At 62.8% G+C, this 25,497-nt stretch carries 28 protein-coding genes, 2 tRNA genes and 2 pseudogenes; 19 read left to right on the forward strand and 13 right to left on the reverse strand.

From position 1 onward, the window contains the following. Nucleotides 1–38: 38 nt before the first annotated feature. Entirely contained in the window at nt 39–434 is a 396-nt protein-coding gene (locus tag CCR96_RS19515) for a hypothetical protein (RefSeq protein WP_201222470.1), read from the reverse strand. Between the two features lie 247 nt (nt 435–681). On the opposite strand from CCR96_RS19515, the gene CCR96_RS19520 reads away from it, so the two are divergent. The 3 genes from CCR96_RS19520 (at nt 682) to mtaB (ending at nt 3,251) form a co-directional block, all read left to right on the forward strand. Beyond that, nucleotides 682–1,164 carry a hypothetical protein gene (locus CCR96_RS19520; RefSeq protein ID WP_242519222.1) on the forward strand — a complete coding sequence of 161 codons (483 nt, stop codon included), beginning with the start codon at nt 682–684 and terminating at the stop codon, nt 1,162–1,164. Nucleotides 1,165–1,399: 235 nt separating this feature from the next. After that, the gene (locus CCR96_RS19525; protein ID WP_201222472.1) at nt 1,400–1,891 is read left to right on the forward strand and encodes an Hsp20/alpha crystallin family protein; all 492 of its coding nucleotides are present in this window, start codon (nt 1,400–1,402) and stop codon (nt 1,889–1,891) included. Between the two features lie 16 nt (nt 1,892–1,907). Beyond that, nucleotides 1,908–3,251: a tRNA (N(6)-L-threonylcarbamoyladenosine(37)-C(2))-methylthiotransferase MtaB gene (gene mtaB / locus CCR96_RS19530; RefSeq protein ID WP_201222480.1), complete on the forward strand. Its 1,344-nt coding sequence runs from the start codon at nt 1,908–1,910 to the stop codon at nt 3,249–3,251. Between the two features lie 182 nt (nt 3,252–3,433). On the opposite strand, the gene CCR96_RS19535 is transcribed toward mtaB, so the two are convergent. The 4 genes from CCR96_RS19535 to CCR96_RS19550 all read right to left on the reverse strand — a co-directional run bounded on the left by CCR96_RS19535 (nt 3,434) and on the right by CCR96_RS19550 (nt 5,844). After that, nucleotides 3,434–4,084, reverse strand: a complete 651-nt coding sequence (locus tag CCR96_RS19535; RefSeq protein ID WP_201222489.1) for a CDGSH iron-sulfur domain-containing protein — start codon at nt 4,082–4,084, stop codon at nt 3,434–3,436. A gap of 73 nt (nt 4,085–4,157) precedes the next feature. Further along, nucleotides 4,158–4,973, reverse strand: a complete 816-nt coding sequence (gene xthA / locus CCR96_RS19540) for an exodeoxyribonuclease III (protein WP_201222491.1) — start codon at nt 4,971–4,973, stop codon at nt 4,158–4,160. 243 nt (nt 4,974–5,216) lie between these two features. Further along, nucleotides 5,217–5,549, reverse strand: a complete 333-nt coding sequence (locus tag CCR96_RS19545; protein WP_201222493.1) for a hypothetical protein — start codon at nt 5,547–5,549, stop codon at nt 5,217–5,219. Further along, nucleotides 5,530–5,844, reverse strand: a complete 315-nt coding sequence (locus tag CCR96_RS19550; protein ID WP_201222495.1) for a hypothetical protein — start codon at nt 5,842–5,844, stop codon at nt 5,530–5,532. The genes CCR96_RS19545 and CCR96_RS19550 overlap by 20 nt, the downstream gene beginning before the upstream one ends. 66 nt (nt 5,845–5,910) lie before the next feature. Between CCR96_RS19550 and CCR96_RS19555 the strand changes: the two genes are divergently transcribed. From CCR96_RS19555 to CCR96_RS25660, 7 genes and pseudogenes are all read left to right on the forward strand, one after another. After that, nucleotides 5,911–6,531, forward strand: coding sequence for a histidine phosphatase family protein (locus CCR96_RS19555; RefSeq protein WP_338035918.1), 621 nt, complete (start codon nt 5,911–5,913; stop codon nt 6,529–6,531). Between the two features lie 173 nt (nt 6,532–6,704). After that, a tRNA-Ser gene (locus CCR96_RS19560) sits at nt 6,705–6,794 on the forward strand. 451 nt (nt 6,795–7,245) lie between these two features. Continuing rightward, nucleotides 7,246–7,527, forward strand: coding sequence for a hypothetical protein (locus tag CCR96_RS19565; RefSeq protein WP_201222497.1), 282 nt, complete (start codon nt 7,246–7,248; stop codon nt 7,525–7,527). Further along, nucleotides 7,515–7,943 (forward strand): PIN domain-containing protein, encoded by a 429-nt coding sequence (locus CCR96_RS19570; RefSeq protein WP_201222499.1) that lies wholly within the window; start codon nt 7,515–7,517, stop codon nt 7,941–7,943. Before CCR96_RS19565 ends, CCR96_RS19570 begins: the two co-directional genes overlap by 13 nt. Beyond that, nucleotides 7,940–8,176, forward strand: coding sequence for a ribbon-helix-helix protein, CopG family (locus tag CCR96_RS19575; RefSeq protein ID WP_201222502.1), 237 nt, complete (start codon nt 7,940–7,942; stop codon nt 8,174–8,176). The genes CCR96_RS19570 and CCR96_RS19575 overlap by 4 nt, the downstream gene beginning before the upstream one ends. Then, nucleotides 8,160–8,408: pseudogene (locus CCR96_RS24780) on the forward strand (type I restriction endonuclease); the annotation flags it as partial. The gene CCR96_RS19575 and the pseudogene CCR96_RS24780, both read left to right, overlap by 17 nt. A 39-nt stretch (nt 8,409–8,447) precedes the next feature. Then, nucleotides 8,448–10,136, forward strand: a pseudogene (locus CCR96_RS25660) (type I restriction endonuclease subunit R); the annotation flags it as partial. 135 nt (nt 10,137–10,271) lie between these two features. Here the strand turns inward: CCR96_RS25660 and CCR96_RS19585 are convergent. The 3 genes from CCR96_RS19585 to CCR96_RS19595 all read right to left on the reverse strand — a co-directional run bounded on the left by CCR96_RS19585 (nt 10,272) and on the right by CCR96_RS19595 (nt 13,037). Continuing rightward, a complete protein-coding gene (locus CCR96_RS19585; protein ID WP_201222504.1) occupies nt 10,272–10,997 on the reverse strand; it encodes a gamma-glutamyl-gamma-aminobutyrate hydrolase family protein in 726 nt (241 codons plus the stop codon). Further along, nucleotides 10,970–11,989 (reverse strand): amidoligase family protein, encoded by a 1,020-nt coding sequence (locus CCR96_RS19590; RefSeq protein WP_201222506.1) that lies wholly within the window; start codon nt 11,987–11,989, stop codon nt 10,970–10,972. Before CCR96_RS19590 ends, CCR96_RS19585 begins: the two co-directional genes overlap by 28 nt. A 286-nt stretch (nt 11,990–12,275) precedes the next feature. Then, the gene (locus CCR96_RS19595; RefSeq protein WP_201222515.1) at nt 12,276–13,037 is read right to left on the reverse strand and encodes a 4'-phosphopantetheinyl transferase family protein; all 762 of its coding nucleotides are present in this window, start codon (nt 13,035–13,037) and stop codon (nt 12,276–12,278) included. Nucleotides 13,038–13,128: 91 nt separating this feature from the next. Between CCR96_RS19595 and CCR96_RS19600 the strand changes: the two genes are divergently transcribed. The 3 genes from CCR96_RS19600 to CCR96_RS19610 all read left to right on the forward strand — a co-directional run bounded on the left by CCR96_RS19600 (nt 13,129) and on the right by CCR96_RS19610 (nt 16,017). Then, nucleotides 13,129–14,358, forward strand: coding sequence for a bifunctional alpha/beta hydrolase/OsmC family protein (locus tag CCR96_RS19600; protein WP_201222517.1), 1,230 nt, complete (start codon nt 13,129–13,131; stop codon nt 14,356–14,358). 76 nt (nt 14,359–14,434) lie between these two features. After that, nucleotides 14,435–15,148: a VWA domain-containing protein gene (locus CCR96_RS19605; protein WP_201222519.1), complete on the forward strand. Its 714-nt coding sequence runs from the start codon at nt 14,435–14,437 to the stop codon at nt 15,146–15,148. Nucleotides 15,149–15,171: 23 nt separating this feature from the next. Next, on the forward strand, nt 15,172–16,017 hold the full coding sequence (locus CCR96_RS19610; protein WP_201222521.1) for a J domain-containing protein: 846 nt from the start codon (nt 15,172–15,174) through the stop codon (nt 16,015–16,017). 125 nt (nt 16,018–16,142) lie between these two features. Here the strand turns inward: CCR96_RS19610 and CCR96_RS19615 are convergent, their stop codons facing one another. From CCR96_RS19615 to CCR96_RS19625, 3 genes are all read right to left on the reverse strand, one after another. Then, nucleotides 16,143–17,171, reverse strand: coding sequence for a peptidoglycan -binding protein (locus tag CCR96_RS19615; protein WP_201222523.1), 1,029 nt, complete (start codon nt 17,169–17,171; stop codon nt 16,143–16,145). 51 nt (nt 17,172–17,222) lie between these two features. Further along, nucleotides 17,223–18,128, reverse strand: a complete 906-nt coding sequence (locus CCR96_RS19620; protein ID WP_242519226.1) for a flagellar motor protein MotA — start codon at nt 18,126–18,128, stop codon at nt 17,223–17,225. Nucleotides 18,129–18,222: 94 nt separating this feature from the next. After that, nucleotides 18,223–19,542, reverse strand: a complete 1,320-nt coding sequence (locus tag CCR96_RS19625) for a TRZ/ATZ family hydrolase (RefSeq protein WP_201222525.1) — start codon at nt 19,540–19,542, stop codon at nt 18,223–18,225. A gap of 103 nt (nt 19,543–19,645) precedes the next feature. Here CCR96_RS19625 and mtnA point away from each other — a divergent pair, with 103 nt between their 5' ends. The 5 genes from mtnA to CCR96_RS19650 all read left to right on the forward strand — a co-directional run bounded on the left by mtnA (nt 19,646) and on the right by CCR96_RS19650 (nt 23,809). Beyond that, nucleotides 19,646–20,716: an S-methyl-5-thioribose-1-phosphate isomerase gene (gene mtnA, locus CCR96_RS19630; protein WP_201222527.1), complete on the forward strand. Its 1,071-nt coding sequence runs from the start codon at nt 19,646–19,648 to the stop codon at nt 20,714–20,716. Between the two features lie 139 nt (nt 20,717–20,855). Beyond that, nucleotides 20,856–21,449: a CDP-diacylglycerol--glycerol-3-phosphate 3-phosphatidyltransferase gene (gene pgsA / locus CCR96_RS19635; RefSeq protein ID WP_201222529.1), complete on the forward strand. Its 594-nt coding sequence runs from the start codon at nt 20,856–20,858 to the stop codon at nt 21,447–21,449. 100 nt (nt 21,450–21,549) lie between these two features. Beyond that, nucleotides 21,550–21,909 carry a hypothetical protein gene (locus tag CCR96_RS19640; protein ID WP_201222531.1) on the forward strand — a complete coding sequence of 120 codons (360 nt, stop codon included), beginning with the start codon at nt 21,550–21,552 and terminating at the stop codon, nt 21,907–21,909. Then, nucleotides 21,909–23,588 carry a DegT/DnrJ/EryC1/StrS family aminotransferase gene (locus tag CCR96_RS19645; RefSeq protein WP_274601159.1) on the forward strand — a complete coding sequence of 560 codons (1,680 nt, stop codon included), beginning with the start codon at nt 21,909–21,911 and terminating at the stop codon, nt 23,586–23,588. The genes CCR96_RS19640 and CCR96_RS19645 overlap by 1 nt, the downstream gene beginning before the upstream one ends. Before the next feature lie 2 nt (nt 23,589–23,590). Next, complete coding sequence (locus tag CCR96_RS19650; RefSeq protein ID WP_201222533.1) at nt 23,591–23,809, forward strand: SHOCT domain-containing protein; 219 nt, start codon at nt 23,591–23,593, stop codon at nt 23,807–23,809. A gap of 227 nt (nt 23,810–24,036) precedes the next feature. Here the strand turns inward: CCR96_RS19650 and CCR96_RS19655 are convergent, their stop codons facing one another. Further along, entirely contained in the window at nt 24,037–24,636 is a 600-nt protein-coding gene (locus tag CCR96_RS19655) for a hypothetical protein (RefSeq protein WP_201222534.1), read from the reverse strand. A gap of 177 nt (nt 24,637–24,813) precedes the next feature. Between CCR96_RS19655 and CCR96_RS19660 the strand changes: the two genes are divergently transcribed. Beyond that, nucleotides 24,814–24,889 (forward strand) — tRNA-Gly (locus CCR96_RS19660). 108 nt (nt 24,890–24,997) lie between these two features. On the opposite strand, the gene CCR96_RS19665 is transcribed toward CCR96_RS19660, so the two are convergent. After that, nucleotides 24,998–25,497, reverse strand: a 500-nt coding sequence (locus CCR96_RS19665; protein WP_207192015.1) for a transposase, incomplete at its 5' end; no start/stop codon positions are given.

Here is a 25,497-nt window from a genome sequence, read left to right on the forward strand (position 1 = left end):
GCGGGCTGGCGGCGCGGGTTGTTTATCGTTAGGTCTTGCTAGGCGTTGGATCGGCTCGGTGGCAGAGCGTGGTCGCGCGATGCGGTGAAGAAGCCGCTGATGAGGCCGCCGTAGAAGAAGAGGGCAGCGATCGGGATCGCATTCAGGCTCCACATCCAGGCGAGCGCAGCCGCCGAGACGCCAAGGCTGACCGCGTAGCCGAGCAGCGGCAGTCGCGCGACAGGCTGGCCCAGCCGCCAGGTCAGGAGACTCAGGGCGGCGAGCAGGATGATGCCCTTCACCAGGACCATGCTCCGCACTAAGCCGGCGAGCTCGGCATCCTGCTGCAGGCGCTCTGGGGCCGGTCCTGCGAGTGCAAGCATCAGTAGGGTACCGAGGCCGAGCCCACCCAAGACGCTCATGATCGCGATCGCACGGGCAGCGATCTGATCCATCTGGCTGACCTGAATGCGGCTAGGCTCGAGTTGCTCCGTTAGGGTTGTTCCGGGTGTCGTTTCAGCTACAGTCGTAGGACTAGAAGTCGTGGGGCTTGAAGTTGCAGGACTTGAAAAGGTGTCGGGGGCATGGCGTGCCATCGAAGAATCCTCTTGGTGAAGCGCAGCAGGCGCTGGCGCAGGGTGTCTGGGACCGCGTCATAGGCCATCAACGACAATCGATTCGATAGAGAAGACAGACGACCAGATGCTTTGTTACCACGACTGCCGTCCTGAGATCGATGCATTACTGCGCCGGTTCAAGCCGCTGTGCACGGCGCGCGTCGAGTCTGCGGCACCGATCCCAGGCTCTTATTGGGGCGCGCCGGAGGCGGGGCTGATCGGCTCAGTGATCTATCTGCGCGACGATACCCCGGTGCATTCGGCGCTGCATGAGGCCGCGCATTTCGTCTGCATGGATGCGGAGCGCCGTGCCGCTTTGCATACCGACGCCGGTGGCGGCTTTGCCGAGGAAGATGCGGTCTGCTATCTGCAGATCTTAATGGCCAACCAGCTCGTGACGGTTGGTGCTGAGCGTCTCTTTGTTGATATGGACGCCTGGGGCTACAGTTTTAGGCTCGGCAGTACAGCGGCTTGGTTCGAGCGAGACGCGGCCGATGCGCGCGACTGGCTGCTGCGGCATGGGCTCATTGATACGGCCGGCTGTCCGACCTGGAAGCTGCGTGCCTGAGGTTGCGACAATGGCTTATCGTCCAACAAACACTTCATCGTCAGGGTTGGCGGCGCGATGAGCCTAAACCTGGATCTCGTGCGATTCATCTGCCGGGGTGGCGCGGCGCCATGAGCGTTAGGACGAGCTCGGCTGCTTGCGTAAGCTGGCCCGCCTATAATTGAAGTTGTGCTGAATCCCCTTTGCTCACCTGTAGAGGACTGGTCCAATGAAACCATGTTTAGCTAATGGGTCGATGGCCCGCTTAACGGCTGCTGCGCTCGGCATCAGCCTATTGGTGGCGCTCACCAGTAGCTTCGCCGCACCGCCTCAAGGGCCGGTCGGCGCGCAGCCTATGCCGGCGCCGGCGATGCCTTATCGCGCGCCATTACCTGATTCCGGCGCCGGGCATCGCTGGAGTACGGGGCAGGTGCGGATGACGCAGGAGCGCACCGAGGAGGCCTACATCCTGATCATCGATCTCAATGGGCTGGCGCCAGACAATGTGCAGGTACGGCCGTTCGGACAAAATGTGCTCGTGCGGACGCGGCGCGATGCGCATACCCGCCGCTCAGAGACGTTCGATGATGGTCGCGGCTATCGCGAGAGCTATCGTGTCTCGACCGGCAGCAGCACGCGTCGGCTGCCGGTGCCGCCTGATGGCGATGTCTTGGGTCTGACGCGTGAAGACGGCGCTGAGCAGGTGCGCGTCCTGATCCCGCGTCGCCAGATGCCTGGCTGGCGCTAATCCTTGGTAAGACGGCGTGCGGGTCAAGCTGCGCACTCTAGGCTGTCGGCTCAATGAAGCCGAGCTGACCGGCTGGTCGCGGGAGCTGGAGGCCCGCGGCTGCCGGATCAGCGGCGAGGGCGATGCGGCGGATCTGGTAGTGGTCAACACCTGTGCCGTCACTGCCGAGGCGGTGCGTAAATCACGCAAACTGTTGCGTCGGCTGCAGCGCGAAAACCCCCGTGCCCGCTTGGTCGTGAGTGGCTGTGCAGTGTCGCTCGAGGCCAATCAGCTAGGTGAGCTCGGGATCGACTTGGTGGTGCCTAACCAGGACAAGGATCGCTTGGTCGCCATCGCCGAGGAAGCCCTGCAGCTGCCGTTGATGCCCGAGGCGGCGACCGAGCCCGGCGCGGCGGCGCTGTTTGCGCGCGGTCGGCAGCGTGCGTTCGTCAAGATCCAGGATGGTTGTCGTTATCAGTGCAGCTTTTGCATCACGACCCGCGCGCGCGGCGAGGAGCGCAGCCGACCGATCGCCGAGGTCTGTGCCGAGATCAACCAGTTGGTCGCCGATGGCATTCAAGAGGTGGTGCTGACCGGGGTGCATGCCGCGGGCTATGGCAGCGATTGCGACTCCAGCCTCAGCGAGCTGCTGGCGGCCGTGCTGACCGAGACTGATGTGGCACGGGTCCGGCTAGGCTCGGTCGAGCCTTGGGATCTGCCGGAGCGGTTTTGGCGGCTGTTTGAACATCCGCGCCTGATGCCGCATCTGCACTTGCCGCTCCAGAGCGGCGCCGACAGTGTGCTCAAGCGGATGGCGCGGCGCTGCAAGACGGCGGAATTTGCGCGGCTGGCCGAGCTGGCGCGCAGCACGCATCCGAACTTCAACCTCACCACCGACATCATCGTCGGCTTTCCCGGCGAGACCGAGTCAGAATGGATGCAAACCCTGGCCTTCGTCGAGCAGATGGACTTCGGTGGCTTGCATATCTTCAGCTACTCGCCACGCCAAGGCACCCGCGCTGCCGAGATGGCGGATCAGGTGCCAACGTCGGTCAAGCGCGCCCGGAGTCGCGCGCTGCATGTGCTCGCCCAGCGCCTCAAACGTGCTTGGCTGCAGCGCCAGGTTGGATCGGTTCAGGAGGTTCTGATCGAGGGCTTCGTCAGCGGCCAGCAAGACGACGCCTCGCTCGACGTCTCAGTGCAGGTAGGCTACACGCCGGGCTACCTCCTGGCGCATATCCCGACCTCTGGAGTGGATCTGAGCAACCGTCTCCTCCCCGTGCGGATCAAAGGCGTGATCGACCCCGATGAGGTCGATCAGCGGCCTGGGCTGCAGGCCGATCCCGTGCTTGATGCCGACCTGGTGACGCCTGTGCTATAGCCCGACGCCGCGAGGCGGCACATGGGCCGATGATGCTCTGGACGAGGCTCTCGACGAGGCTCTCGATGAGGCTCTCGATGAGGCTCTCGATGAGGCTCTAAGGATTCAGATGAACATCGGGCACATTGACGGGCGATTTTCCCGCATCCGCCTTTGCCGGTCTCAAGCACAGCGTCTTAGAGCTAGTCTGACTTGAACCCCGCCTCGCGATGGCTGGCATCGCAGAAGGGTTTGTTCTTCGATGCGCCACAGCGACAGAGCGCGGTCTTGGTGCCCTGCCAAGCGATGCGTCCACTGGCCGCTCGCAGCGTGAGATTGCCCTCGACCTTGAGAGGTCCGTCCGGGATGGCCTTGATCTTCAGCGGCCCACCGCTGGCCTCGAGGCCTGGCCCGCTCTTGCCGATGGCGCCGAAATCCTCGAATCCGGCCTCGATGTGGCTGTTGTCGCAGAAGGGCTTGTTCTTCGACGCCCCGCAGCGACAGAGTGCGGCACGGAAGCGAACCCCCGGCATATCCTCCGGTGCGCCCTCGATGTCGAGTTCGCCAGTCAGGTAGAGCGGGCCGTTGTAGACGACTTGGCCGCTGTTCTCAGCCGCGGGCTGCTCAGCCGAGCCGTCTTTGTCGATGTAGCTCAACGCCCCGCTCGGGCAGCGCTCGCAGACCTCGCGGACCTCGGCCTTGGAGACCTGGTCCGGAACGCACCAGGGCTCGCGGCCGCCCTCAAACAGGCTGTTGTCGGCCTGTCCACATTCACCGATGTGGATGCACAGGCGCTGGTCCCAGTGCACATCGATCTCGTTGCCTTCGAATGCGTGGATCTTGTTTTCGCTCATCGTGGTCTCCTGGCTAGTGCGGCCGGTTGGCGCAGTGGCTGACGGTCGGCAAAGAATGGGGTCGGCCTGTCCGTTAATCGATGTCGATCCACACCGGGCAGTGATCCGACGGCCGCTCGAGCGCGCGGATGTCATAGTCGATGCCGGCGTCGCGCAGTCGCTGGCGCACCGGTGCCGAGACCAGGATCAGATCGATCCGCAGTCCGCGCTTGGGCTCGCGCTCGAAGCCGCGCGAGCGGTAATCGAACCAGCTGAAGCTGTCGTCGCAGTTTGGATGAATGCAGCGATAGGCGTCGTGTAAGCCCCAGTCCATCAGGGTTTGCAGCCATTCGCGCTCCTCGGGCAGGAAGCTGCATTTGCCGCTGCGCAGCCAACGCTTGGCATTGTCGGCGCCGATGCCGATGTCCGCGTCCTGTGGCGCGACATTCATGTCGCCCATCAGCACGAGCGGTTGATCAGGGCTGAAATGTTCGCGCAGGTAGCTTGCCAGATCGGCGTAGTACTTCTGCTTGCCGGGAAACTTGGTCGGGTGCGCGCGGCTCTCCCCTTGCGGGAAATAGCCATTGATGACTGCCAGCTCGGCCCCGTCATCGAGCTCGTAGAAGCCAGTAATGGCGCGTCTCTGTGCCTCTGCGCCATCCTCTGGGAAGCCCTTGATCACCCGCAGCGGATCGCGCTTGCTAAGCAGTGCAACGCCGTAGTGGCCCTTTTGGCCATGGTAGGCCGCGCGCCAGCCAAGGGTGCTGATGGCGGCGGCGGGAAAGGCCTCATCGGCGACCTTCGACTCCTGGATGCCGACCACATCCGGATCATGCCGCGCCTTCAGCGCCTCGAGTTGGTGCGGACGGCTGCGGATGCCGTTGACGTTAAACGAAATCAGTCGAGTCATTCCGGTTCCTGAATCGGGTCGAGCGAGTGGGTCGAGCGAGTGGTTCGAGCAAGTGAGTGAAAGTAAGTGAGTGAAAGTAAGTGGCTGCCTTTTTCTATTTCCCGATAATCGCCCACCCTGGGTCCTCAAATCGGGAAGGAGTTGGTGGACAGTTTCTAAGTCAAGAAAGCAGGTTGAGCGAGGCGATACGCTGCGGATCGGCGCGCTCGACCAGAGTGATCCTGTTGGATTGCGCCTTGCCGGCTAGCCCGGTTGCGTTGACTCAGGTGGGTGATGCCCCGTGACTTGGTAGGTTTCGCCGATCCCCATCTCGCGACCGTGCTCGTAGGCCTTGCCCCAAGCGAGGTGGGCTTGGTCGCGGGCAGCATCGTAGCAGTCCGGTTCGACCGCGGCATCCGCCTCCGCGCCATAGCCTAGCCTGTGGAGCGCGGCAAGCATGCCATTGGCGTAGCCGCGGTTGTACCAGAGCTGGGGGTCGTCCTGGCGCTCGAGATAGCCCTCGGAACCCTCAGAGAGTTCGCGGGCCAACTCAAGCAGGCGGGTGATCAGTGGGTCGTCAGATCTCTGGGTCGTCATACAATTCGGCGGACCAGCCCAACTCGCGGGCCTGTTGGATAGCGGCTTGATAGATGCGGCGATGACGCTCGCGCAAGTCTTCTGGTAGGCGCGATGCGAGGTGGCCATACGGGTGCCAGGCCTGGCTGACCTGATCATAGAGGGCCTCGACGCGCGACACCGTCCAGCCCTTGCAGGTCTCATCCTCCGGGATCAGGCCAAAGACCTGGGCGTCGCGAATAATGGTGCCGGTGGGCGTCATGCCACCGTAGCTGTCAGCCTTTAGGCCGACGTAGGTCTTGTCTCGTTTCAGCATTAAGATACTCTCATCACGCAACACCTAGGAGCGGCTGCTGGCCGCTGCATCGCCAAGGAGATCCTTGTGCCCGGTCAAGATACCATTGTCGACCTGATCCGCCACGGTGAGCCGCTCGGTGGCCGCATGATCCGCGGCCAGGGCGTCGATCATCCACTCAGCGCCCTCGGCTGGCAGCAGATGCGCGCTGCCGTTGGCGACGACAACCCCTGGGATCTCATCCTCAGCTCACCCATGGCCCGCGCGCGCGACTTCGCCTGCGAGCTGGCATCGCGGCACGGCCTACCGTTAGCGGTCGACCCTGAGTTGCGAGAGGTCGCCATGGGCGCTTGGGAAGGTCGCAGGCCAACCGATCTCGCGCAACAAGAGCCGGCCGTCTTCAGCGCATTCCGACGCGATCCGGTCGCCAACCGGCCGCCAGGTGGCGAGCGCCTCGATGCCTTGCAGGCGCGCATTGGTCGCGCCTACGATCGCCAAGTCGCCAGCTATCCAGGACGGCACTTACTCATCGTCTGTCACGCTGGCGTCAGCCGAGCCATCGTCGGTCATGTCATGGACGCCGACCCCCGGCATTGGTACCGCATCCGCATCGACTATGCTGGCCTGACTCGCATACGGCACGAGCAACATGGCATCAGCCTCGAGTTCGTCAACGCCCAGCGGCTGCGGACTTGGCGTCACCCCTGACCACGCCTTCGACGGACTGCGCACACAGTCAGGCAGCGCAGCGGCGTTGGATGCGGCCTGTGATGAGCCGGCGCGTGCTACGCCAGAAATTGCAGCAATCCGTTGGTCTCTGCAACTTGAAATGATATAGTAACTGGCCGTCTTGCGACTACCGGTCGTAAAGATCGGCCCTAGGAGAGGTGCCGGAGTGGCCGAACGGGCCTGACTCGAAATCAGGTGTACGCGCGAGCGTACCGTGGGTTCGAATCCCACCCTCTCCGCCATTCAATGCTCGATAAAACCATTAAAAACAATCACTAATGGTGCTTTCTTTCATCGGTTCGGTGGTTTGACCCCTCAAAATCCCCACAAGGGTATACCTGGTCAAATGGGCTAATCGCCCAAATCCCTACCTGGGATCGATATCCCTCAAATGATCCCGTCGTCCTGCGCTCAGCTGCAGCGCAGATGATCCATGAATCTCGTTGGCGCGTCTTCGTGTCGTCCTTCAGCCTCGCCCTCGTGGATTACGGGACAATTGGAGTGCAAGTGGTGCAGGAACGCTCCGGGACACCCCGAGCAATGCCGTATCGCTTTGGATGCCCCTATACTGAGCGCGTGCCGACGATCGGTGCCCAGCGTGACACCCGCCGCGCATCGTCACCTTTCGCCTACGCGACGCCGAGCGCGAGGTCGAGGCGGTGCTTTAAGACCCCTGATGAGGTGCAAACGACCATGACCATCCTGCAAAGCCAGATCGACGATGCGCCCAGACAACTCTGCATCGACTTGCCCCCGGAATGGGAACACCAAGCTGTGGAAGTCATTGTGCGTCCGCTTAAGGCTCGCGACCCTCAGACCACAGCGATTGCGACGCCCCGCGAATCGGCGAACTTTTGGCAATCCTTGCTGGAGATGCGAGCCGCGCCCGATTTTGAACCGATTGACTGGACACATGATGAGATCGACGGTTGGCGTGATCGTTCTACTCAGGAGCCTTTTCAGTGGCCCGACTGAGTTATTTGCTCGACACCAATGTCGTCTCCGAGCCTGTGGCGAAAAAGCCAGATCCCGGGGTGATGCGGAAACTTGAAGCCCATGGCTCAACAGCGGCGCTGGCAAGCGTCACCTGGCAAGAGCTGCTTTTTGGGATGTTGATCCTGGAGCCAGGCCGACGCCGCGCACAACTCCAAGATTACCTCTTCTCGCGCGTGCAACCCGGTCTGCCAGTGCTACCGTTCGATACCGAAGCGGCGACCTGGCAGGCGAATGAGCGCGCCCGCTTGCGGCGGCTGGGTCAACCGCCCGCCTACGCAGACTCGCAAATAGCCGCCATTGCTGCCACCAATGGTTTGGTGCTGGTCACGCGCAACCTGGACGACTTTCGCGCGTTTGAAGGGCTGGCTATGGAAAACTGGTTCTCAACGCCATGACTTCGCTCACCGTGACGCTACCCGACGACACCTATCGACGCCTCGACGAGATCGCCCAAGGCCGCGGCCAGAGCATCGATGCTTTGTTTGATGCGATGGCGAGTCAGATGGTCACCGAAGCCGAAGCCGAAGCCGAAGCCCTCTTTCGCGTCCGTGCCCAGCGCGGCCAAGGCCAGAACGCCCGCGGACTCGCACTGCTCGCCAAGGCCATGGGCAATGACCTTTCTCGCTGAAGCCGACATCGAGCAAGCCCTGCTCGCCGATCTCGCGGCACTCGGCTACCAAACCACCACCGAGGCCCAGGCCGGCCCCGATGGCAGCGCCCCGGAGCGTGAGGCCTACGCCGATGTGCTGCTGTTCATCAACGGCCTGCCGCTGGTGGTCATCGAGCTGAAAAGCCCGAGCAGCGAGCAAGCGACCCTTCAAACTGCCTACACCCAGTTACAGACCTACAAGGCCGAGATCCCCAGCCTGTTCCGCACCAACGCCGCACTGGTGATCTCCGACGGCCAGCTGGCCCGCATCGAACTGCCCGAGGCAAGAAGCCTGAGCTGGACGCGGAGCTGGATGAGCTGACCGGCGACGCCGATGATGATCAGGTCGAGGAGATCCTCAAGCGCAAATGGTCGCGCATCAAGGCCCTGGTCGGCGCCGAGGATCGGGTCAACCGCATCGCCGCCGACCTCGTCGAACACCTTGAGCGCCGCCTGGAGGCACTCGATGGGAAAGCGATGCTCGTCTGCATGAGCCGGCGCATCTGCGTGGCGATGTACCAGGCCATCGTCGCCCTGCGGCCCGACTGGCACAACGACCAAGAGGACCAGGGCGCGGTCAAGGTGGTGATGACCGGCTCCGCCGCTGATCCCGAGCACTGGCAGCCGCACATCGCCAGCTTGTCCCAACGCAAGCGCTTGGCCAGCCGCGCCAAGCACCCGAACGATCCGCTCCGGCTAGTGATCGTGCGCGACATGTGGCTGACCGGCTTCGATGCCCCGGCGCTGCACACGCTCTATGTCGACAAGCCGATGCGCGGTCACGGGCTGATGCAGGCCATCGCGCGGGTCAACCGCGTCTTCCGCGACAAGCCCGCCGGGCTGATGGTGGATTACATCGGCATCGCCCAGCGTCTGAAGGAGGCCCTCGGCCAATACTCACGCTCGGATCAGGAGCGCACCGGCATCGACACCGCCGAGGCCGTCGCGGTGATGCTGGAGAAGGTCGAGATCGTGCAGGCCATGTTCCATGGGTTCGGTTCCCACGGCCTTGACTATCGGGCCGCGCTCACCGGCACCCCAGCGAGCGCCTGGCACTGATGGGCCAGTCCATCGAGTGGATTCTCAGCCAGCAACAAGCCGCCGCCGCGCGCGAGTGCGACGAGACCGCCAAGCAGCGCGCCCACCGCCGCTATCAAGACGCCGTGCTGCAACTGTCCAAGGCCTATGCCCTGGCCTCCGCCAGCGAAGAGGCCAAGGCGATCCGCGATGAGGTCGGTTTCTTCCAGGCGATCCGCGCCGCCTTGGTCAAGTCGAGCAGCGGTGGCGGTCACGGCAGCGCCGAGCGTGATGCGGCCATTGCCCAACTGATCGATCGCTCGGTGGTCTCCACCGAGATCGTCGACATCCGCGGTGCCGCTGGCATCCGCTCGCCAGACATCTCGATCCTCTCCGATGAGTTCCTGGCCGAGATCGCCCAGACCCCGCAGAAGCACCTGGCGCTCGAGGCCTTGCGCAAGCTGCTCAACGATCAGGTGCGCTTACGCAGTTGCAGCAATGTCAGCGAAAGCCGCCGCTTCTCCGAACGGCTCGAGGCCGCCATCGCCCGCTATCACAGCAACGCCATCAGTACGGTCGAAGTCCTGCAGGAACTGATCGAGATCGCCAAGGAGCTACGCGCGGCCCAGGCGCGTGGTGAGGAAGCAGGCCTAAGCGAGGATGAGTTGGCCTTCTACGATGCCCTGGCCGAGAATCAAAGCGCGGTCGAGGTGATGGGCAACGCTCAGCTCAAGGTGATCGCCCATGAGTTGCTGGTGCAGCTGCAAGGCAACATTACCGTCGACTGGGCACATCGTGAGAATGCGCGCGCCAAGATGCGGGTGCTGGTGAAGCGCATCCTGCGCAAGTATGGCTATCCGCCTGATCTGCAGGCGGCGGCGGTGCAGACGGTGTTGGCGCAGGCATGGAGGTTTGGTCGTGAGGCGCTGCTCACCCACTTGCAGCTGGCCGAACTGGATGCGCATCTGCAGCCTCGGGCAAGGCTCCTGATCCCTAGGTTCAGGAGGACTTCCTCGCATCCTACAAGGCGCTTAAGGCCAACAAAGGCGAGCACGAATCAATGCTGGCCTTTTGGTCGCGCAGTCGCTAGGAGGGCGTTTCTGAGCCGAGCTGCGGCGACAAGGCTGTTGAAGAGTTGGCGTTGGCCGCGGTTGTAGAGGAGAAATTCTGGGTGCCATTGAACGCCGCGGACGCTGTGGCGCAAGGGGGCTTCGATCGCTTGCACGATACCGTCGAGATCACGACCGGCGACGATCAGGCCTTCGCCTAGGCGGTCAATGCCTTGATTGTGCAGGCTGTTGATACGGGCGCGGTCGCTATCGATTAGGCGCCGCAGCTCGGTGCCGGGCTCGATGCAGAGGGTTTTGAGCGGGAAGATGGTCCAGCGGTTGGAGGTGTGCTTGCGGCGTGAGCGGAGTTCTTGGAAGAGGTTTCCTCCGAGGCGCACGTTGAGCAGCTGCGCGCCACGGCAGATGCCGAGTAGGGGTAGGCCGCGTTTCAAGGCGCGATCGATAACGGCCGATTCGAGCGCGTCGCGTTCTGGATCGTATTTCGGCTTCACCTCGGGAGCGGCGGCATAGAGGACGGGGTCGACATCATGCCCTCCGGTGATCACGAACCCATCCGCCTTGGCCTGGAACTCTGGCTTTGGATTCACCGGCGTGAGTAGCTCAGTGCGCGCACCGGCGAGGCGCAAAGCCAGCTGCACGAGGAATTTGGGCGCGTGCGAGCCGCGCGTCGGGCCGGTGACGCCAATTAGAGGAGGTCGTTCTCGCTCAGCCATTGCTGACACTCCTGCCTCCAGTCTCCGGTGAGGCGTCCAAGGGGATTGTTGAGATAGTCGCTATAGGTGGCGCAGAGCCGCTCCAGCTGCGCCGGGTCTGCAGCCAAGCGCTCGACCATCAGCCAGTCTTGCCAGGGGCCGCTGAGATCCCAGCCTGGTTGGTCGACCTCGCTGTTCGGCAATCGATAGTGCAAGGCCGGTCGTGCTTTGACCCGTTCGTCTTGCACCCGCTCACGCACTCGCGCTTCATCGAGGTGGGTAAACAGGGGCAGCATGTCGAGCGCGCGGTTGCGGGTTGGGTTCGCATCGAGATAGTCGTCGATCAATTGCGTGCGATTGGGCGAGTAGCTAGGCGCGACCGTGGTGCGCACATAGCCCTTCGGGAAGGGGTCGGCGAAGAAGGTGAGCCGCCGGGTCAGATCGACCGCAGCGCGCTCGCGCAGCCAGTCTTCGATGCAAAGGAAGGCCTGCAGATATTGGCGGATGCTGTCGACATCGGTGGCCGGCATCTCAGGATTGAGCTGCATGCCGAAGGCGTAGGTGGGGTCGTCGCTGGTGCCGCGCGCGCCAGCGGCGCGCAGGCGCTCGATGACGGCGTTGAATTCGGCCAGTCGCGAGAGCGGTAGCGGTGGGCTGATGACCTCGACCGGTACGATGCGCTCGGCAACCAGGCGCAGGAGATCTTCGGCGAGTCCTTCGACCGCATTGCCGAGGTCAGCCTCGCTGCGCTCACGCCGCCCGAGCGCCTTCAGGTAGGCGAAGTCCAGCTCGATCTCCCAGTCGCCTGCGGGGTCACCGCGCAACGCGATCTCGTAGCGTCCGGGATGCAGCACTTCACCTGCATCGGTGCCGAAGAGCGTGTCTTGCACCAGGTCTGCGGTTTCGCTGATGCTGAGTCCGCTCAGCTCGATTTCGACCCCGACGCGCCGCTCCTGACCGGCGCTGGTCTTGATCAGCGGTGGCATCGCGAGCGTGTTTGTCGTTGTCAGCATGGACACCCCTGGTGCGTCATTTGAACCCGGGCCGGGCCTTCCTTGAACATGATCCTAACTTCGTGGCGCCGCGCGACCCCGGCAGATGAATCGCTCGAGATTCATGTAAATAAAGCGCATTTGAACTGCAGATGACACAGATGAACGCAGCGATTCCAATACCCTACTACGCATCCCTGCTCCACCTGTTGGGAATGCCTTGCTAAAACTTTTTAGGGCCTTGTTTTTTATAATTTAATCTGCGTGCATCTGCGGTTTCAACGTGCGGTTTCAACGATGCCTCAGCCTAAGGTGCTTTGGCATTGGCTGCAACCCGCGGCATGGCCAGCAACGCAGCGATGGCTGGCTCGATGTCGGCGAGGCAGTGTGCTGCCCGCAGCTGGGCTTGGAGTGGCTGTGGCAAACTGGGCGAGCCCGCGCAGAGCGCGAGTCCATAGCCGGGCAGGGTTGGGTAGGAGCGCAGGAACCAGCGTTGCCCGCGATGGTCGATCTCAATCTCAACATCGTCTTCGGCGATGGCGCAGAAGCTGCTGAGGCCACCGGCGACGCCTTCGCCGGTGGCCTTGAGCAGGCTCTCTTTGCGGCTCCAGAGGGTGACGAAGCGGTGTCTGCGCTCGGCGTGATCGAAACGGGCGAGCCACTGCTGTTCTTCGACCGCGAAAAAGCGCTTGGCGATGGCATCCCAGTCCCTGATCGGGCGCATCTGCTCGACGTCGACGCCGACTGGCGAGGCGCTGAATGCGAGGGCGACAAAGCGCCCTGAGTGTGAGAGGTTGAAGTGGAGCTTGGGATCGTCCGGGTAAAATGGCTTCCCGGTCGGGCCGCGCTCGACCTGGATCTGCGCTAAAGGCTGTTGGTGCCGATGGCTGATCAGGAGGCGCGGCAGCAGCGCCGCAATGAGGCTGCGGTAGCGGTCGGCATCGCGTCGATAGCGCAGGATCCGGGATTGCTCTTCAGCCGGTAGCTGCTCTAGCAGCGCCGCCTGAGCCGCCGCCCAGGACTCAAGCGCCAACTCGACGACCAAGAGTCCGGTTTGGATGGTTGCCATGCGTACCGTCGTCGTCTGAACTAGGGTTGGCGCGATTCCCCGCGACCCCCGAGGTGGATAGCATACTATCGACAGATCATGAGGTCAGGCTATGGCACGCATCCGGTTCGATTTTAACAATCCCGAGGGCCACCGGCTCGCGGGACTGCTGGAGACGCCGCCGGCGGGCGTCGAGACGCAGCGTTATGCGTTGTTCGCGCATTGCTTCACCTGCGGTAAGGATCTCGCGGCGGCAACCCGGATCGCCCGTGCCCTGGCAGCGCGTGGCATTGCGGTGCTGCGTTTCGATTTTACCGGTCTCGGCAATAGCGATGGCGACTTCGCTAATACCAGCTTTTCATCGAATGTCCAGGATCTGCTCGCGGCGGCGGCAGCGCTTGAGGCTGAATACTCGGCGCCAGCGCTGCTGATCGGTCATAGCCTGGGCGGTGCCGCCGTACTCGCCGCGGCGGGGCGTCTGCCGTCGGTCGAGGCGGTAGTGACGATCGCCGCGCCGGCGACGCCGGATCATATCGAGCACCTGTTCAGCGGCGTGCGCGGCGAGATGGAGTCGACCGGTGAGGCCGAGGTGCGGGTGGGTCGACGCCGGTTTCGCATCCGTCGCCAGTTCCTCGACGACCTCAAACAGTATGCCGATGCGGAGCATATCCGCCGGCTGAAGCGCCCGCTGTTGGTATTCCATTCGCCTGTCGACGAGATCGTTGAGGTTGAGGAGGCGGCCAAGATCTACCACGCGGCACTGCATCCGAAGAGCTTCATCTCGCTCGATCGGGCCGACCATCTGTTGACCGACCGAGAGGATTCCGAGTACGTCGCAGAGACGCTGGTCGCCTGGGCGAGTCGTTATCTGGGCCTGCATCGCCATCATGAGGAGGCTGGCGGTGGCACTGCGCCCGCTGTGGAGCCCGGCGAGGTGTTGGTGACCGAGCGCGATCAGGCCTTCCTGCGTGGGCTCTATGCGGCGCGGCATCAGTTGCTGGCGGATGAGCCGGAGTCAGCCGGCGGCACGGATCTGGGGCCGAATCCGTATGAGCTGCTGCTGATGGCCTTAGGGGCCTGTACCTCGATGACGCTGCGCATGGTGGCAAGCCGGAAAGGTCTGGCACTCGATGACATCGAGGTGCGGCTTCGGCATCAGGAGCGTCCGGCCGCGGAGGGCGCTCGGCAGGGTCCGCAGCAGATTGTGCAGCGGATCACGCTGGTCGGAGCGCTCAGCGAGCGGGAACGTGCGCTGCTGCTGGAGATTGCCGAACGCTGCCCGGTGCATCGGACGCTCGTGCATGCGCAGCTGCAGATCGTCACCGAGGGCGATGAGCCCTGATATCCGACCCATTGACCGTCGCTTTACCCCCAATTGACCCTCAATCTAACTCAATCTCACCGAACAGCTGAGGACGATGAAACGCTCGCGAACAGACCTGGAAACGACGTCGAACCGGAACGAGGTTGATGCCTTCCTAGCGCAGGTGGCGGCGGTGCCCAAGCGAGCGCCGTCGGGTTCGCGCGGGCGGTTGATCTTTTCAATGGATGCGACCGCGAGCCGCGAGCCGAGCTGGGATCAGGCCGCCAGTCTGCAGGCGGCGATGTTCCAAGAGACGAACGACTTGGGCGGGCTGGACGTGCAGCTGGTCCATTACCGCGGTTTTCAGGAGCTGCACGCCTCGCCTTGGTGCAGTCATGCGGATCAGCTCTTGCCGCGGATGACGGCGGTGCGCTGCGCGGCTGGCATCACCCAGATCGGTCGCGTACTGGATCACGCCATCGCCGAAACAGGGCGCAAGCGCGTCAATGCGCTGGTCTTCGTCGGTGATTGCGTCGAGGAGCCGCTTGATAGCCTGGCCGGGTTGGCGGGTCAGCTCGGCCTGCTCGGGGTGCCGGCCTTCGTGTTCCAGGAGGGGCGCGATCCGACCGCCGAGCGTGCGTTAAAGGAGCTTGCGCGCCTCAGCGGTGGCGCTTGGTGTCCGTTCGACGCCTCGAGCCCAGGCACCCTGAAGGACCTTCTCAGTGCGGTCGCGGTCTATGCCACTGGCGGTCGCAAGGCGTTGGCTGACTTTGGTCGCCGGCGCGGGGGTGATGTCCTGCGGTTGAGCCAGCAGCTGAGAGGCAAGTGAATGATGATGCTGGAGTCTGAGCAATGGCGCGGCTGCTGATCCTGCTGATCATCGTTGGTGGTGCGCTGTGGTTTCTCTACTGGTTTAGCCGCACACCAGCGACACAGGTCGCGCGCGTGCTGCGCCGCGCCGCGCTCTGGGGTGGCATTGGGCTGCTTGTGATCGCCACCCTCAGCGGGCGCCTGAACCCGATCTTTGCGGCGCTGGCCGCGGCGATTCCAGTCGGCTTTCGCATCCTCAATCTGCTGCATATGCTGCCGATGCTGCAACGGCTGCTGCGCTCGCTTGGGCTCAGTGGCCTGGCTGGCAGTATCCCGAGTGGTGGACTCGGTGGTGGGCTTGGCGGCGGTCTCGGTGGCGCGGCAGGCGCCGGCGGCGAGAGCGGACAGCGCTCCGCCATCCGCACCCGCTATCTGGCGATGAGCCTCGATCATGCGAGCGGTGCGATGGATGGCGAGGTGCGCGAAGGTCCATTCCAGGGCCGGCAGCTCTCTGAGCTAGTCCTCGACCAACTGTTGCGCATGCTCGAGCTCTATCAGGACAACGATGAGCAGTCAGCGGCGGTGCTGACAGCCTATCTGGAACGCGAGCACCCAGATTGGCGCGAGCAGGCCGCCGAGGGCGGTGCGGATTGGGATGGGGATGCTCGCGATGGGCGCAAGGCGTCCGGCTCGGGCGGGCAGGGCATGACGCGCGACGATGCCTTGGCCATTCTTGGTCTCGACGCGGGCGGCGGGGCCGAGCCCGAGCCTGAGCAGATTCGCGCCGCGCATCGTCGCCTGATGCAAAAGCTGCATCCGGATCGGGGTGGCTCTGATTATCTGGCAGCCCAGATCAATGCTGCTAAGACGCTGCTGCTAGGCGATTGAGCATGCTCACCCATCCGCTCAAAGCATTGCTGCTCGCCGACTGAGCCCGCTTGACCATCCGTTCAACGCGATGCCGCTCGACAACTTCAGGTGATCGACACCTAAGGTGAGCGCGCGGCTTCTGGTCAAGGGCTGGTGAGCTTGATCTCGATACGCCGGTTGCGTCGATAGGCCGTGGCATCATTGCCGGCAACGGCGGGACGATGCTCGCCGAAGCCGGCCGCGACCATGCGCTCGGGCGGTAGGCCACGGCTGGCGAGGAACTCGACGACCGACAGCGCGCGCGCGGTCGAGAGTTCCCAATTCGAGGCGTAGCGGTGTCCCTCGCGCAGCGGCTGCGGGTCGGTGTGGCCGTCGATACGCAGCACCCAGTCGATCTCATCGGGGATCAGCTTGGCCACCTCGAGCAAGGTCTCGGCAAGCTGCTCGAGCTGCGCGCGGCCGGCCGGATTCAGCGCCGCTTCGCCGGACGGGAACAGCAGCTCGGACTGGAACACGAAGCGATCCCCGGTGATGCGCACATCGGGAGTCTCGCCCAGCGCCTCCTTCACCCGACCGAAGAACTCGGAGCGATAGCGCTCGAGCTCGTTGACCTGTCGCGCGAGCGCCAGATTCAGTCGCTCGCCAAGATCAGTGATCTCCTCGGCCTGCTCAGCCTTGTCGCGCTCGGCCGCTGCCAAGGCTCCGGCGACCTCCTGCAGTTGGGTGCGCAAGGCGGCGATCTGCAGATTGAGCAGGGCGACCTGATCGCGCTGCTCCGCGGTCAATTCCTGTTCTTGCGCGAGCGCCTCTTGCTGTGAGGCGACCAGCGCATCCAGCGCCAGCAGACGCAGCTGGTCCTGGTCGCGTGCCGCAGCCAGACTGTCGCGCTCGTCGGTGACCTCGCCTAGCTGCTCCGAGAACAGGGCCACCTGTGCGTTCAGCGCCTCGGCGCGTTCTTCGCTGAGGCCTAGGGCCTCGCTGACCTCAGCGAGACGGTTGCTGAGCAGATCCAGTGCGAATTCCTGATCCGAGACCACCTGGCGGAGCAGGAACTGCGCCAGCGTGAAGATCAGCAGCACGAAGAACACCACCATCAACAGCGCCGAGAGCGCGTCGACATAGCCCGGCCAGACGTTGACGGTGCGGGAGCTGCGGCGGATTCCGGTGAACACTGGGATTTAAGTGGTTAGTGGTTAGTGGTTAGTGGTTAGTTGTGAGTTGGGTCAGCGTTTGTGGGTTGCGGTCACCTCTGCGGTCGCATCGGGGGCTGGCGCTCGTGGACCAGCTTGGGCGGCGAGTAGGGCTTCGAGGACCTGACGCTGGGCGCGGAGTTCGTCGAGCAGGGCGGCGGTGTCGGCGTTGGGTGTTGCGGTGGTCTTGGCGGCAGCTTCGACGAGGCGTGCGGATGAGTGGGTTGCACCACCCATCTCGGGCTCGTCGATGAGCTGCGTGAGGCCGGAGAGCCATTCCTCGAGTTCGTTGAAGAAGCGATTCTGCGCGTGTCCGGCCTGCAGGTCCAGAAAGCCCAGGATCAGTGAGCCGCCGAGCCCGAACAGCGACGAGCTGAAGGCGGTGCCCATGCCGTCCAGCGGCGCCTCCAGTCCCTCTTTCAGCGTCGCGAAGACCTCGTTGACCGCGCCGCCGGAGACATCCAGCCCGGCGATCACACGCCCGACCGAGCCGACCGTGTCCAGCAGGCCCCAGAAGGTGCCGAGCAGGCCGAGGAAGATCAGCAGCCCGATCATATAGCGCGAGATCTCGCGCGACTCGTCAAGTCGCGAGCGGATGCCATCGAGCACCGTGCGCAACGACAGCGCCGAGAGCCGAAAGCGATCTTTGCGCCGACCGTGCAGATGGCGCGCCAGCGGCTTCATCAGTCGCGGATGCTCCTCGAGCAGCTCAATATTGCCGGTACGGAAATGCCTGATCCAGGCGATCTCGGGGTGCAATGCCAAGACCTGCTGCAGGTTGATGATGAGTCCGATCGCGAGCACGCCGAGGATCAGGCTATTGAAGCCCCAGTTGGCGAGAAAGGCGTCTTGGAGCGGCACGAAGAGAACGGCGATCAAGGCGCCGACCAGCGCCAGGTAGACCGCCATCCAGAAGAGTGAATGATTTGGATGACTCATGGCGGTGAGCTTAGGCTAGTTCTGTCTTGAAGTGCCGACTGTAGGGTAAGCGCATAACGCCTTGCGGGTTAACGCCTTGCGGGTTGCCATCGTCTCAGCTGTTGCGCTCGGCGATGCGATCGCGCCAGCGATGGGCGGCGGTGAGGATGCTGTCCGGCTCTAGGGTCAGGGGCTCGCCGTCGCGGATCAGCTGGCGACCTGCGATCCAGACGTGCTGGACCTGGTTGCTGCTGGCCGCATACACCATCTGCGAGCAGGCATGGTAGAGCGGTTGCGTATGCGGGTTGCCAAGGTCGACCGCGACCACATCTGCCGCCTTGCCGACCTCCAACGAACCGGTCTCGTCGTTGATCCCGAGCGCCTTGGCACCGTTCAGGGTGGCCATGCGCAAGGCGGTTTCGGCGGGTACCGCGGCAGCAGAACCGGCGACCCCTTTTGCCAGCAGCGCTGCCGTGCGCATCTCCGCGAGCAGGTTCAGATCGTTGTTGCTGGCGGCACCGTCGGTGCCGAGGGCGACATTCACGCCCGCATCCAACAGGTCCGCGACCCGGCAGAACCCACTTGCCAGCTTCAGATTCGATTCCGGGCAGTGCACCAGATGCGCGCCGCTCGCGGCGACGCGGGCGATCTCTTCATCCTCGAGTTGCGTCATGTGCACGGCAATCAGCTGCGGCCCCAGGAGGCCGAGGCGATCCAGTCGCGCCAGCGGCCGCTCGCCGTGCGTGCCGAGCGATTGCATCACCTCATCGCGCGTCTCATGCAGATGCATGTGCACCTGCACCTCAAGCTCATCGCTCAGGGTGCGGATGCGCGCGAGCGGCTCCTCTGAGACCGCATAGGTCGAATGCGGCGCAAAACCGATACGTGCCAGTGGATGGTCGCGATATTGCTCATACAACTCGAGACCGCGTCGCAGATAGTCATCGGCGTCCTGCGCATAGCGGGTGGGCAAGTCGACCACGATCATCCCGGCTAGCACCCGCATCCCGGCCTCGGCGCTGATGCGCGCCGTGACCTCGGGGTAAAAATACATATCGTTGAAGCAGGTGATGCCGCCGCGCAGCATCTCCAGCACCGCGAGCCGGGTGCCATCGGCGACGAATTCGGTATCCACCCAGCGTCCCTCGGCGGGCCAGATGTGCTCATGCAGCCAGGTCATCAGTGGTAGATCGTCGGCGAGACCGCGCAACAGCGTCATCGCCGCATGGGTGTGGGCGTTGATCAGGCCGGGGATCAGCGCATGGCCGGGCAGCTCGAGCACGCGCTGAGCTTGGATCTGCTGCTCCGCCTCGGTGCGCGGCAAAAGTGCGCTGATGCGCCCGCGATCGATACAGAGGCTATGCCGCTCCAGCGTGCTATCCGCCGCATCCACTGGCAGAATCCAGTCGGCATGAATCAGGATCTCGGCTTGCATGAAGGGGTCCTCGGCGTGTTGCCACTTGAGCGAAGGGCCAAAAAGGCCAAGAATGCACCAGAACTTTGCCACAAGGGATCGCGTCATGGAAACGTCCCAAGCTATGAAGCAAGCTATAAAGCCGCATGCACTGGTTGCCCATCCAGACAACGCCATCGTCTGGCATGAGGATCAGCTATTCCTGCTCGACCAACGCGCGCTGCCCGCCGAAACGCGGTTCGTAGTCTGCGAGAATGCCGCCGAAACCGCCCGTGCAATCAAAGACATGGTGGTGCGGGGTGCGCCCGCGATCGGGGTGACGGCCGCCTACGGGGTGGTGCTCTCGGTGCGCGATCATTTCCAGCGCAGTCCGGCCGACTGGCGTCCCGGCGTTGACCAGGATCTGAAGGTGCTCGCCGCGGCGCGGCCCACCGCCATCAACCTGTTCTGGGCGCTCGAGCGCATGCGTGAGCTGCTCGATCAGCTTGACCAGCTCGATCCGGTGCCGGCGCTGTTGATCGAGGCGCTGCGTATTCACCGCGAGGACGTCGCGGCGAATCAGGCGATGGGTGACCTGGGTGCGGCGCTGATCGAGGGTCCTACCGACGTCATCACCCATTGCAACGCTGGCGCCTTGGCTACCGGCGGCTACGGCACCGCGCTCGGCGTGGTGCGCAGTGCCTATGCCGCGGGCAAGATCGGACGCGTCTATGCTGACGAGACTCGCCCTTGGTTACAGGGCTCGCGGCTGACCGCCTGGGAGCTTGACCAATCCGGCATTCCGGTGACGGTGCAGGCGGACAACGTCGCCGCGAGTCTGATGGCACGCGGGGGGATTGGCTGGGTCATCGTCGGTTCCGATCGTATTGCTGCAAACGGTGATGTTTGCAATAAGATCGGCACCTATGGGCTTGCGGTGTTGGCCCGCTATCACGGCGTGCGTTTCATGGTGGCCGCGCCAACCTCGACCATCGATCTGAGCGTCGCGCGCGGTGCCGATATCCCGATCGAGGAGCGGGCCGCCGATGAGGTGCTCAGTTGTGGTGGGACGCCTGTCGGACCCGAGGGTGTTAGCGCGCACAACCCGGTGTTCGATGTTACGCCGGCCGAGTTGGTCGATGTGATCGTCACCGAGCGTGGGGTGATCGAACAGCCCACCGCGGAGAAGGTGGCGGCCTTGATGGCACAGTGCTAATCGCTTGCTGCCAATTGGTCGTGCCCTGCCCATGAGCCCTGTGCGGCCGATCGATCGATAAATCGCGACGACAAATGGTCGTGAGTCAAGCAAGATCGGTTGTTCTGTGCACCTGCGAGTCAGTCTATCGGGGAAGTCTGTGAGCCCAAACACCACCCTATGGAACATTCCGAACATCCTGACGCTGCTGCGGATCGCGCTGATTCCGGTGTTCGTGGTGGTGTTTTATCTGCCAGTGCCCTGGGCGCGCCTGGTTTGTGCGCTGATCTTCACGGTCGCTGCCATCACCGATTGGCTTGACGGCTACCTCGCGCGGCGCTGGAGCCAGACCTCGCCGCTCGGGGCCTTCCTGGACCCTGTTGCTGATAAGCTGATGGTGGCCGTCGCCCTGGTGCTCTTGGTGCAGGCGGAGGCCAGCATCCTGTTTGTGCTGCCTGCCGCCGTCATCATTGGCCGAGAGATCACCGTCTCCGCGCTGCGTGAGTGGATGGCCGAGATCGGCGCCCGGGCCAAGGTCAAGGTGTCGATGGCCGGTAAGGTGAAGACCACGCTGCAGATGATCTCGATCGTCTTGCTCATCCTCGGCAGCCCGTTTCTGGGTATACCGATCTACTGGCCCGCGGTGATCCTGCTGTACATTGCCGCGCTCCTCACGCTCTGGTCGATGATCCTCTACCTGCAAGCGGCCTGGCCGAGCCTCGCCAATAGCGACAAAGACCAGAATGCCCACTGATTACCATAAACCGTGATCACAAACGGGCATCAAAAACCGGAACAGACCACGATTGACGCTGATCATAACCCGGGACAGACCACTATTTACGCTGATCATCATGCAAGTTGAAGCCATCTATCGCCAGGGCAGACTCGAATTTCTGACGCCGTTGAGGCTCAAGCAAGACCCACTGCGGGTGGTCGTCGAGGTGCCTGACGAGGCGCTTGATGAGGCGCTTGATGAGGCGCTTGATGAGGCGCTTGATGAGGCGCTTGATAAAGGGGGGCGCATCGATACAGCCTCAGCCTCATCCATGACCTCCGACGCCGAGGACGCCGAGGCTTTTCGCCAAGCGGGTGCGCCGACCCTGTCAGCGATTCGCCAACTCTTAGGACCGCTGTCCCGGGCAAGGCCTGTCGCAAGTCCTGCAGAGGATAAAGCCGCATTGACTGAAGCCTTGGCGGACAAGTACAGCTGATGAAGAATCTGGTCTTTGATGTCAACGTCGTCTTGGATCTCTGGCTGGAGCGTCAGCCCGAGGATCGCCTTTTGGACATCGCAGCGTTGGTCTCAAGCCGACAACGCGGTGACGCCTTTACCTGGATCGCAAGTCCAAGTCTGCATGTGCTGCAATCTGTGGCGAATCGGCAGTTCAAGCGGGAGGGAATGGAGCCAACTCAGGCGAAGAAGACGGTCAAGCAATTGCTGTTGAATCTACTCGACAATCTTCAACCGCTGAGTGCATTCGGGTTTGACCAAGATCGGACTCTATTGCTCCATGACGATCTGGAAGATGCCCAAATCGTCAAGGCGGCGAGTGCGTTGCAGGGAGAGACGGCGATCCTGACCAACGACAAAGGTTACGATACGGCTGGCACCTCGCTGCTTCAGCTTTCGCCGTCAGAGGCGGTTGTCTGGCTGCGGGAGCAGGCTGCTGAGGCCCCCATGGCATTTATCGACCTGAAGACCCAGCAGGACGCCCTGCGTCCGCAGTTGGAGCAAGGCATCCACCGCGTCCTCCATCATGGCCAATACATCTTGGGCCCCGAGGTGACTGAGCTGGAGCAGCGCCTCGCGGCCTATACCGGCGCCCAGCATTGCATCACCGCGGCCAGCGGCACCGATGCACTGCTGATCAGCTTAATGGCGCTCGGCATTGGGCCGGGCGATGAGGTGATCACAACGCCGTTCACCTTCGTCGCGACGGTTGAGGTGATCGTGCTGGTGGGCGCGACGCCGGTCTTCGTCGACATCGAGCCCGGGACCTGCAACATCAACGCCGCACTGATCGAAGCCAAGATTAGCGACAACACCAAGGCCATCATGCCCGTGAGTCTCTACGGGCAACCGGCAGATATGGATGAGATCAACGCCATCGCCGCCCGTCATGGCAATCTGCCGGTCATCGAAGACGCTGCCCAGAGCTTTGGCGCGGAATACAAAGGCCACAAGAGCTGCAACCTGAGCACCATCGGCTGTACCAGCTTCTTCCCCAGCAAGCCGCTCGGTGGCTACGGCGATGGCGGCGCTATCTTCACCAGCGACGATGCTCTTGCGCAAGCCTGCCGCGAGATCCGTGTGCATGGCCAGAGCGCGCGCTATATCCACGGGCGCATCGGCATCGGTGGCCGCATGGATAGCCTGCAATGTGCGGTCGTGCTCGCTAACCTGGAGCGTTTCGAGCAAGACATCGCCCAACGCCAAGCCGTTGCACGTCGCTATCATGCGCTGATCGAGAGGAAAACCGAAGCGAAAACCAGAGTGGAAACCCAAGAGGAAAGGGGCCCAGATCAGGTTTTCAGCGGCAGGAAAGCCGCGACAGCCGAGGCGATCACCCTGCTGCCCTGGCCAGCGCCCGATCGAACCAGCGTCTTTGCCCAATACAGTCTGCGGGTTCAGCACCGGGATGCCGTTCAAGCGAAACTCAAAGCGGCAGGCGTGCCAACGGCGGTACATTATCCGATGCCCATGAATCAGCAGCCGGCCTATGCTCATCTCTGCTGCCCGGAGTGCACACCGGTTGCCGCGGCCACTGCTGAGCAGATCATGAGTCTGCCGATGCATCCGCATCTGACCGAGGTCGAGCAACGGCGTATTGTCGATGCGCTCGTTGATACCGAGGGAACAACTCGATTGGAAACCGATGAGGAGTCCTAGTGATGCCTACGACTGTTATGCGCTGCTGTGCGATCTGCGTCTTGCTGACATTGAGCCTCGCTGCTTGTGGCGGGGGCGGTGCCAAGACAACCGTGAGTGCGACCAGCACCACGATGGGTCAAGAGTTGATGGACCTGAACGCCAGCTATGAGCAGGGCTTGATCAGCGCGCAAGAATATAAGCGCGCGAAGAAAGACATCCTGCACAAGTACGATCAATGACCCTGATGTCTATCCGGGGGAGGGAGACCTGGAGTTCATCGATCGCCTCAACAGCCGCGAGGCGCTGATCGGAATCCTTGGGCTAGGGGCTAGGGGCTAGGCTATGTCGGTCAGCCGCTGATGTTGCGTTTTAGTGAGTTTGGCTATTAAGTGCTGGGTCTGGATGTCGACATAACCTTCATATGAATCCGCTCGCAAGGCCAAGGCCCTGCGAGCGGCCTCTGTGTCTAGACGCGGATACCGCGCGCCGAGAGTTGGCGACGAACGATGGGGTCAGTTCGGTTCTTCGAGGTCGCGGCCTTCATGAAGACCACCAGGCGATCGATGTCGCGGATGGCCCCGAGTAGATTTTCATCGGTTGCGTAAAGCCTGCCGAGCGATTCGAACGAGAGATCCATCAAGTGCTCGTCGGCGCGAGCAATGCCGACGGCATAGGCGATACAGCAAGCGAGACCGGGTTGGCGTGCATGCAGGCGCCCAGCGAAACGCTGCCAAGAGTCGATCCATCCATCCCACTCTAGCTGCGAGACGTTGAAGCGGCTGGTGCGCAGGAACAGGCTGATGCGCACGAACTCGGCGCGCCAGTCCCAGTGGCTGGCCCCTGATTGTTCGCGCAGGCGGTCGACGACACGGCCATGATATTTTTGGCAGTGATCGCACTGATAGTAGATGGCGAGTGCGTAGGCGATGTACTCGCGCTCGAGTTCGCTCAAGGTGAAGGGATCGGACTCGCCGGGTACGCCGGTGAGGGTGTGGGCATGGAGTTCGTTCAGGACATCGTTGAACGGATGCCCCTGAATAGATTCTCGAACGGCTTGGACGGCCATGTTGTGCTCCTGAGCATTGGCGACAGTTGATCAGTACTCGATGATGTGCTTGATGCTAAGGCCAATGCCGCACTGCAACAAGACAGGAACAGCAAGGTTGTTGATCTGGCCCCGCTGTTTTTTGATTCCTTGAGTGCTTGACAAAGAAATTCTCGGTGGTATTCTAAGTGGCTCGTAGCGGGAATAGCTCAGTTGGTAGAGCACAACCTTGCCAAGGTTGGGGTCGCGAGTTCGAGTCTCGTTTCCCGCTCCAAATCAAGCACTTAGGCCGGGCTTTTTGTTTGTGTCACGTTTTGTGTCACGACCCGCAGCACTACGGCACCCTGCCTGGTGATCTTTTCTGCCTCTTCTAAGAGCAGTTTCAGTCCCGGCGCAGAGTAGTGCCCGGTGATGTCCTTGATCTCGTGGGGGTGTTGATCAGGGTGCCAGGCTCAATGGTCTCTTCGATGAGGGGACGAATCGTGCGCTGCTTGACATCCGCCAACATGACGATGCGCACCTCCCCGCTACGCTCGATCATGCCGAAGATGGGTGGCTTGTCCTTCGCCAAGGTGCCTCGTCCGGGAGCCCCCTTGAGCCGCCGTCGACGTGGTGGACGTCCCAGGATCCGATCCGCTCGACCCTTGTGTCCGGCCACGATGTACACCTCATCGCACTCCACCTTGCCGCTCAGGCGCACCGTGCGACGGCGTTTGACGATCCCCTCGCGCAGTTGCTCGGCCATCCACTGACCATCGCTTTCATTCAGACCGAGCGCTTCGGCGATCTGCAGGTTCGACTGGTTCAGGCCCATCAAGTACAGAGAGGAAAACCACACCGACAGCGGCTGGTGGCGTCCCATGAAAATCGTCCCTGTCAGAT

Origin of the sequence: Halochromatium roseum, assembly GCF_016653315.1 — a bacterium.
Classification (GTDB): domain Bacteria; phylum Pseudomonadota; class Gammaproteobacteria; order Chromatiales; family Chromatiaceae; genus Lamprobacter; species Lamprobacter roseus.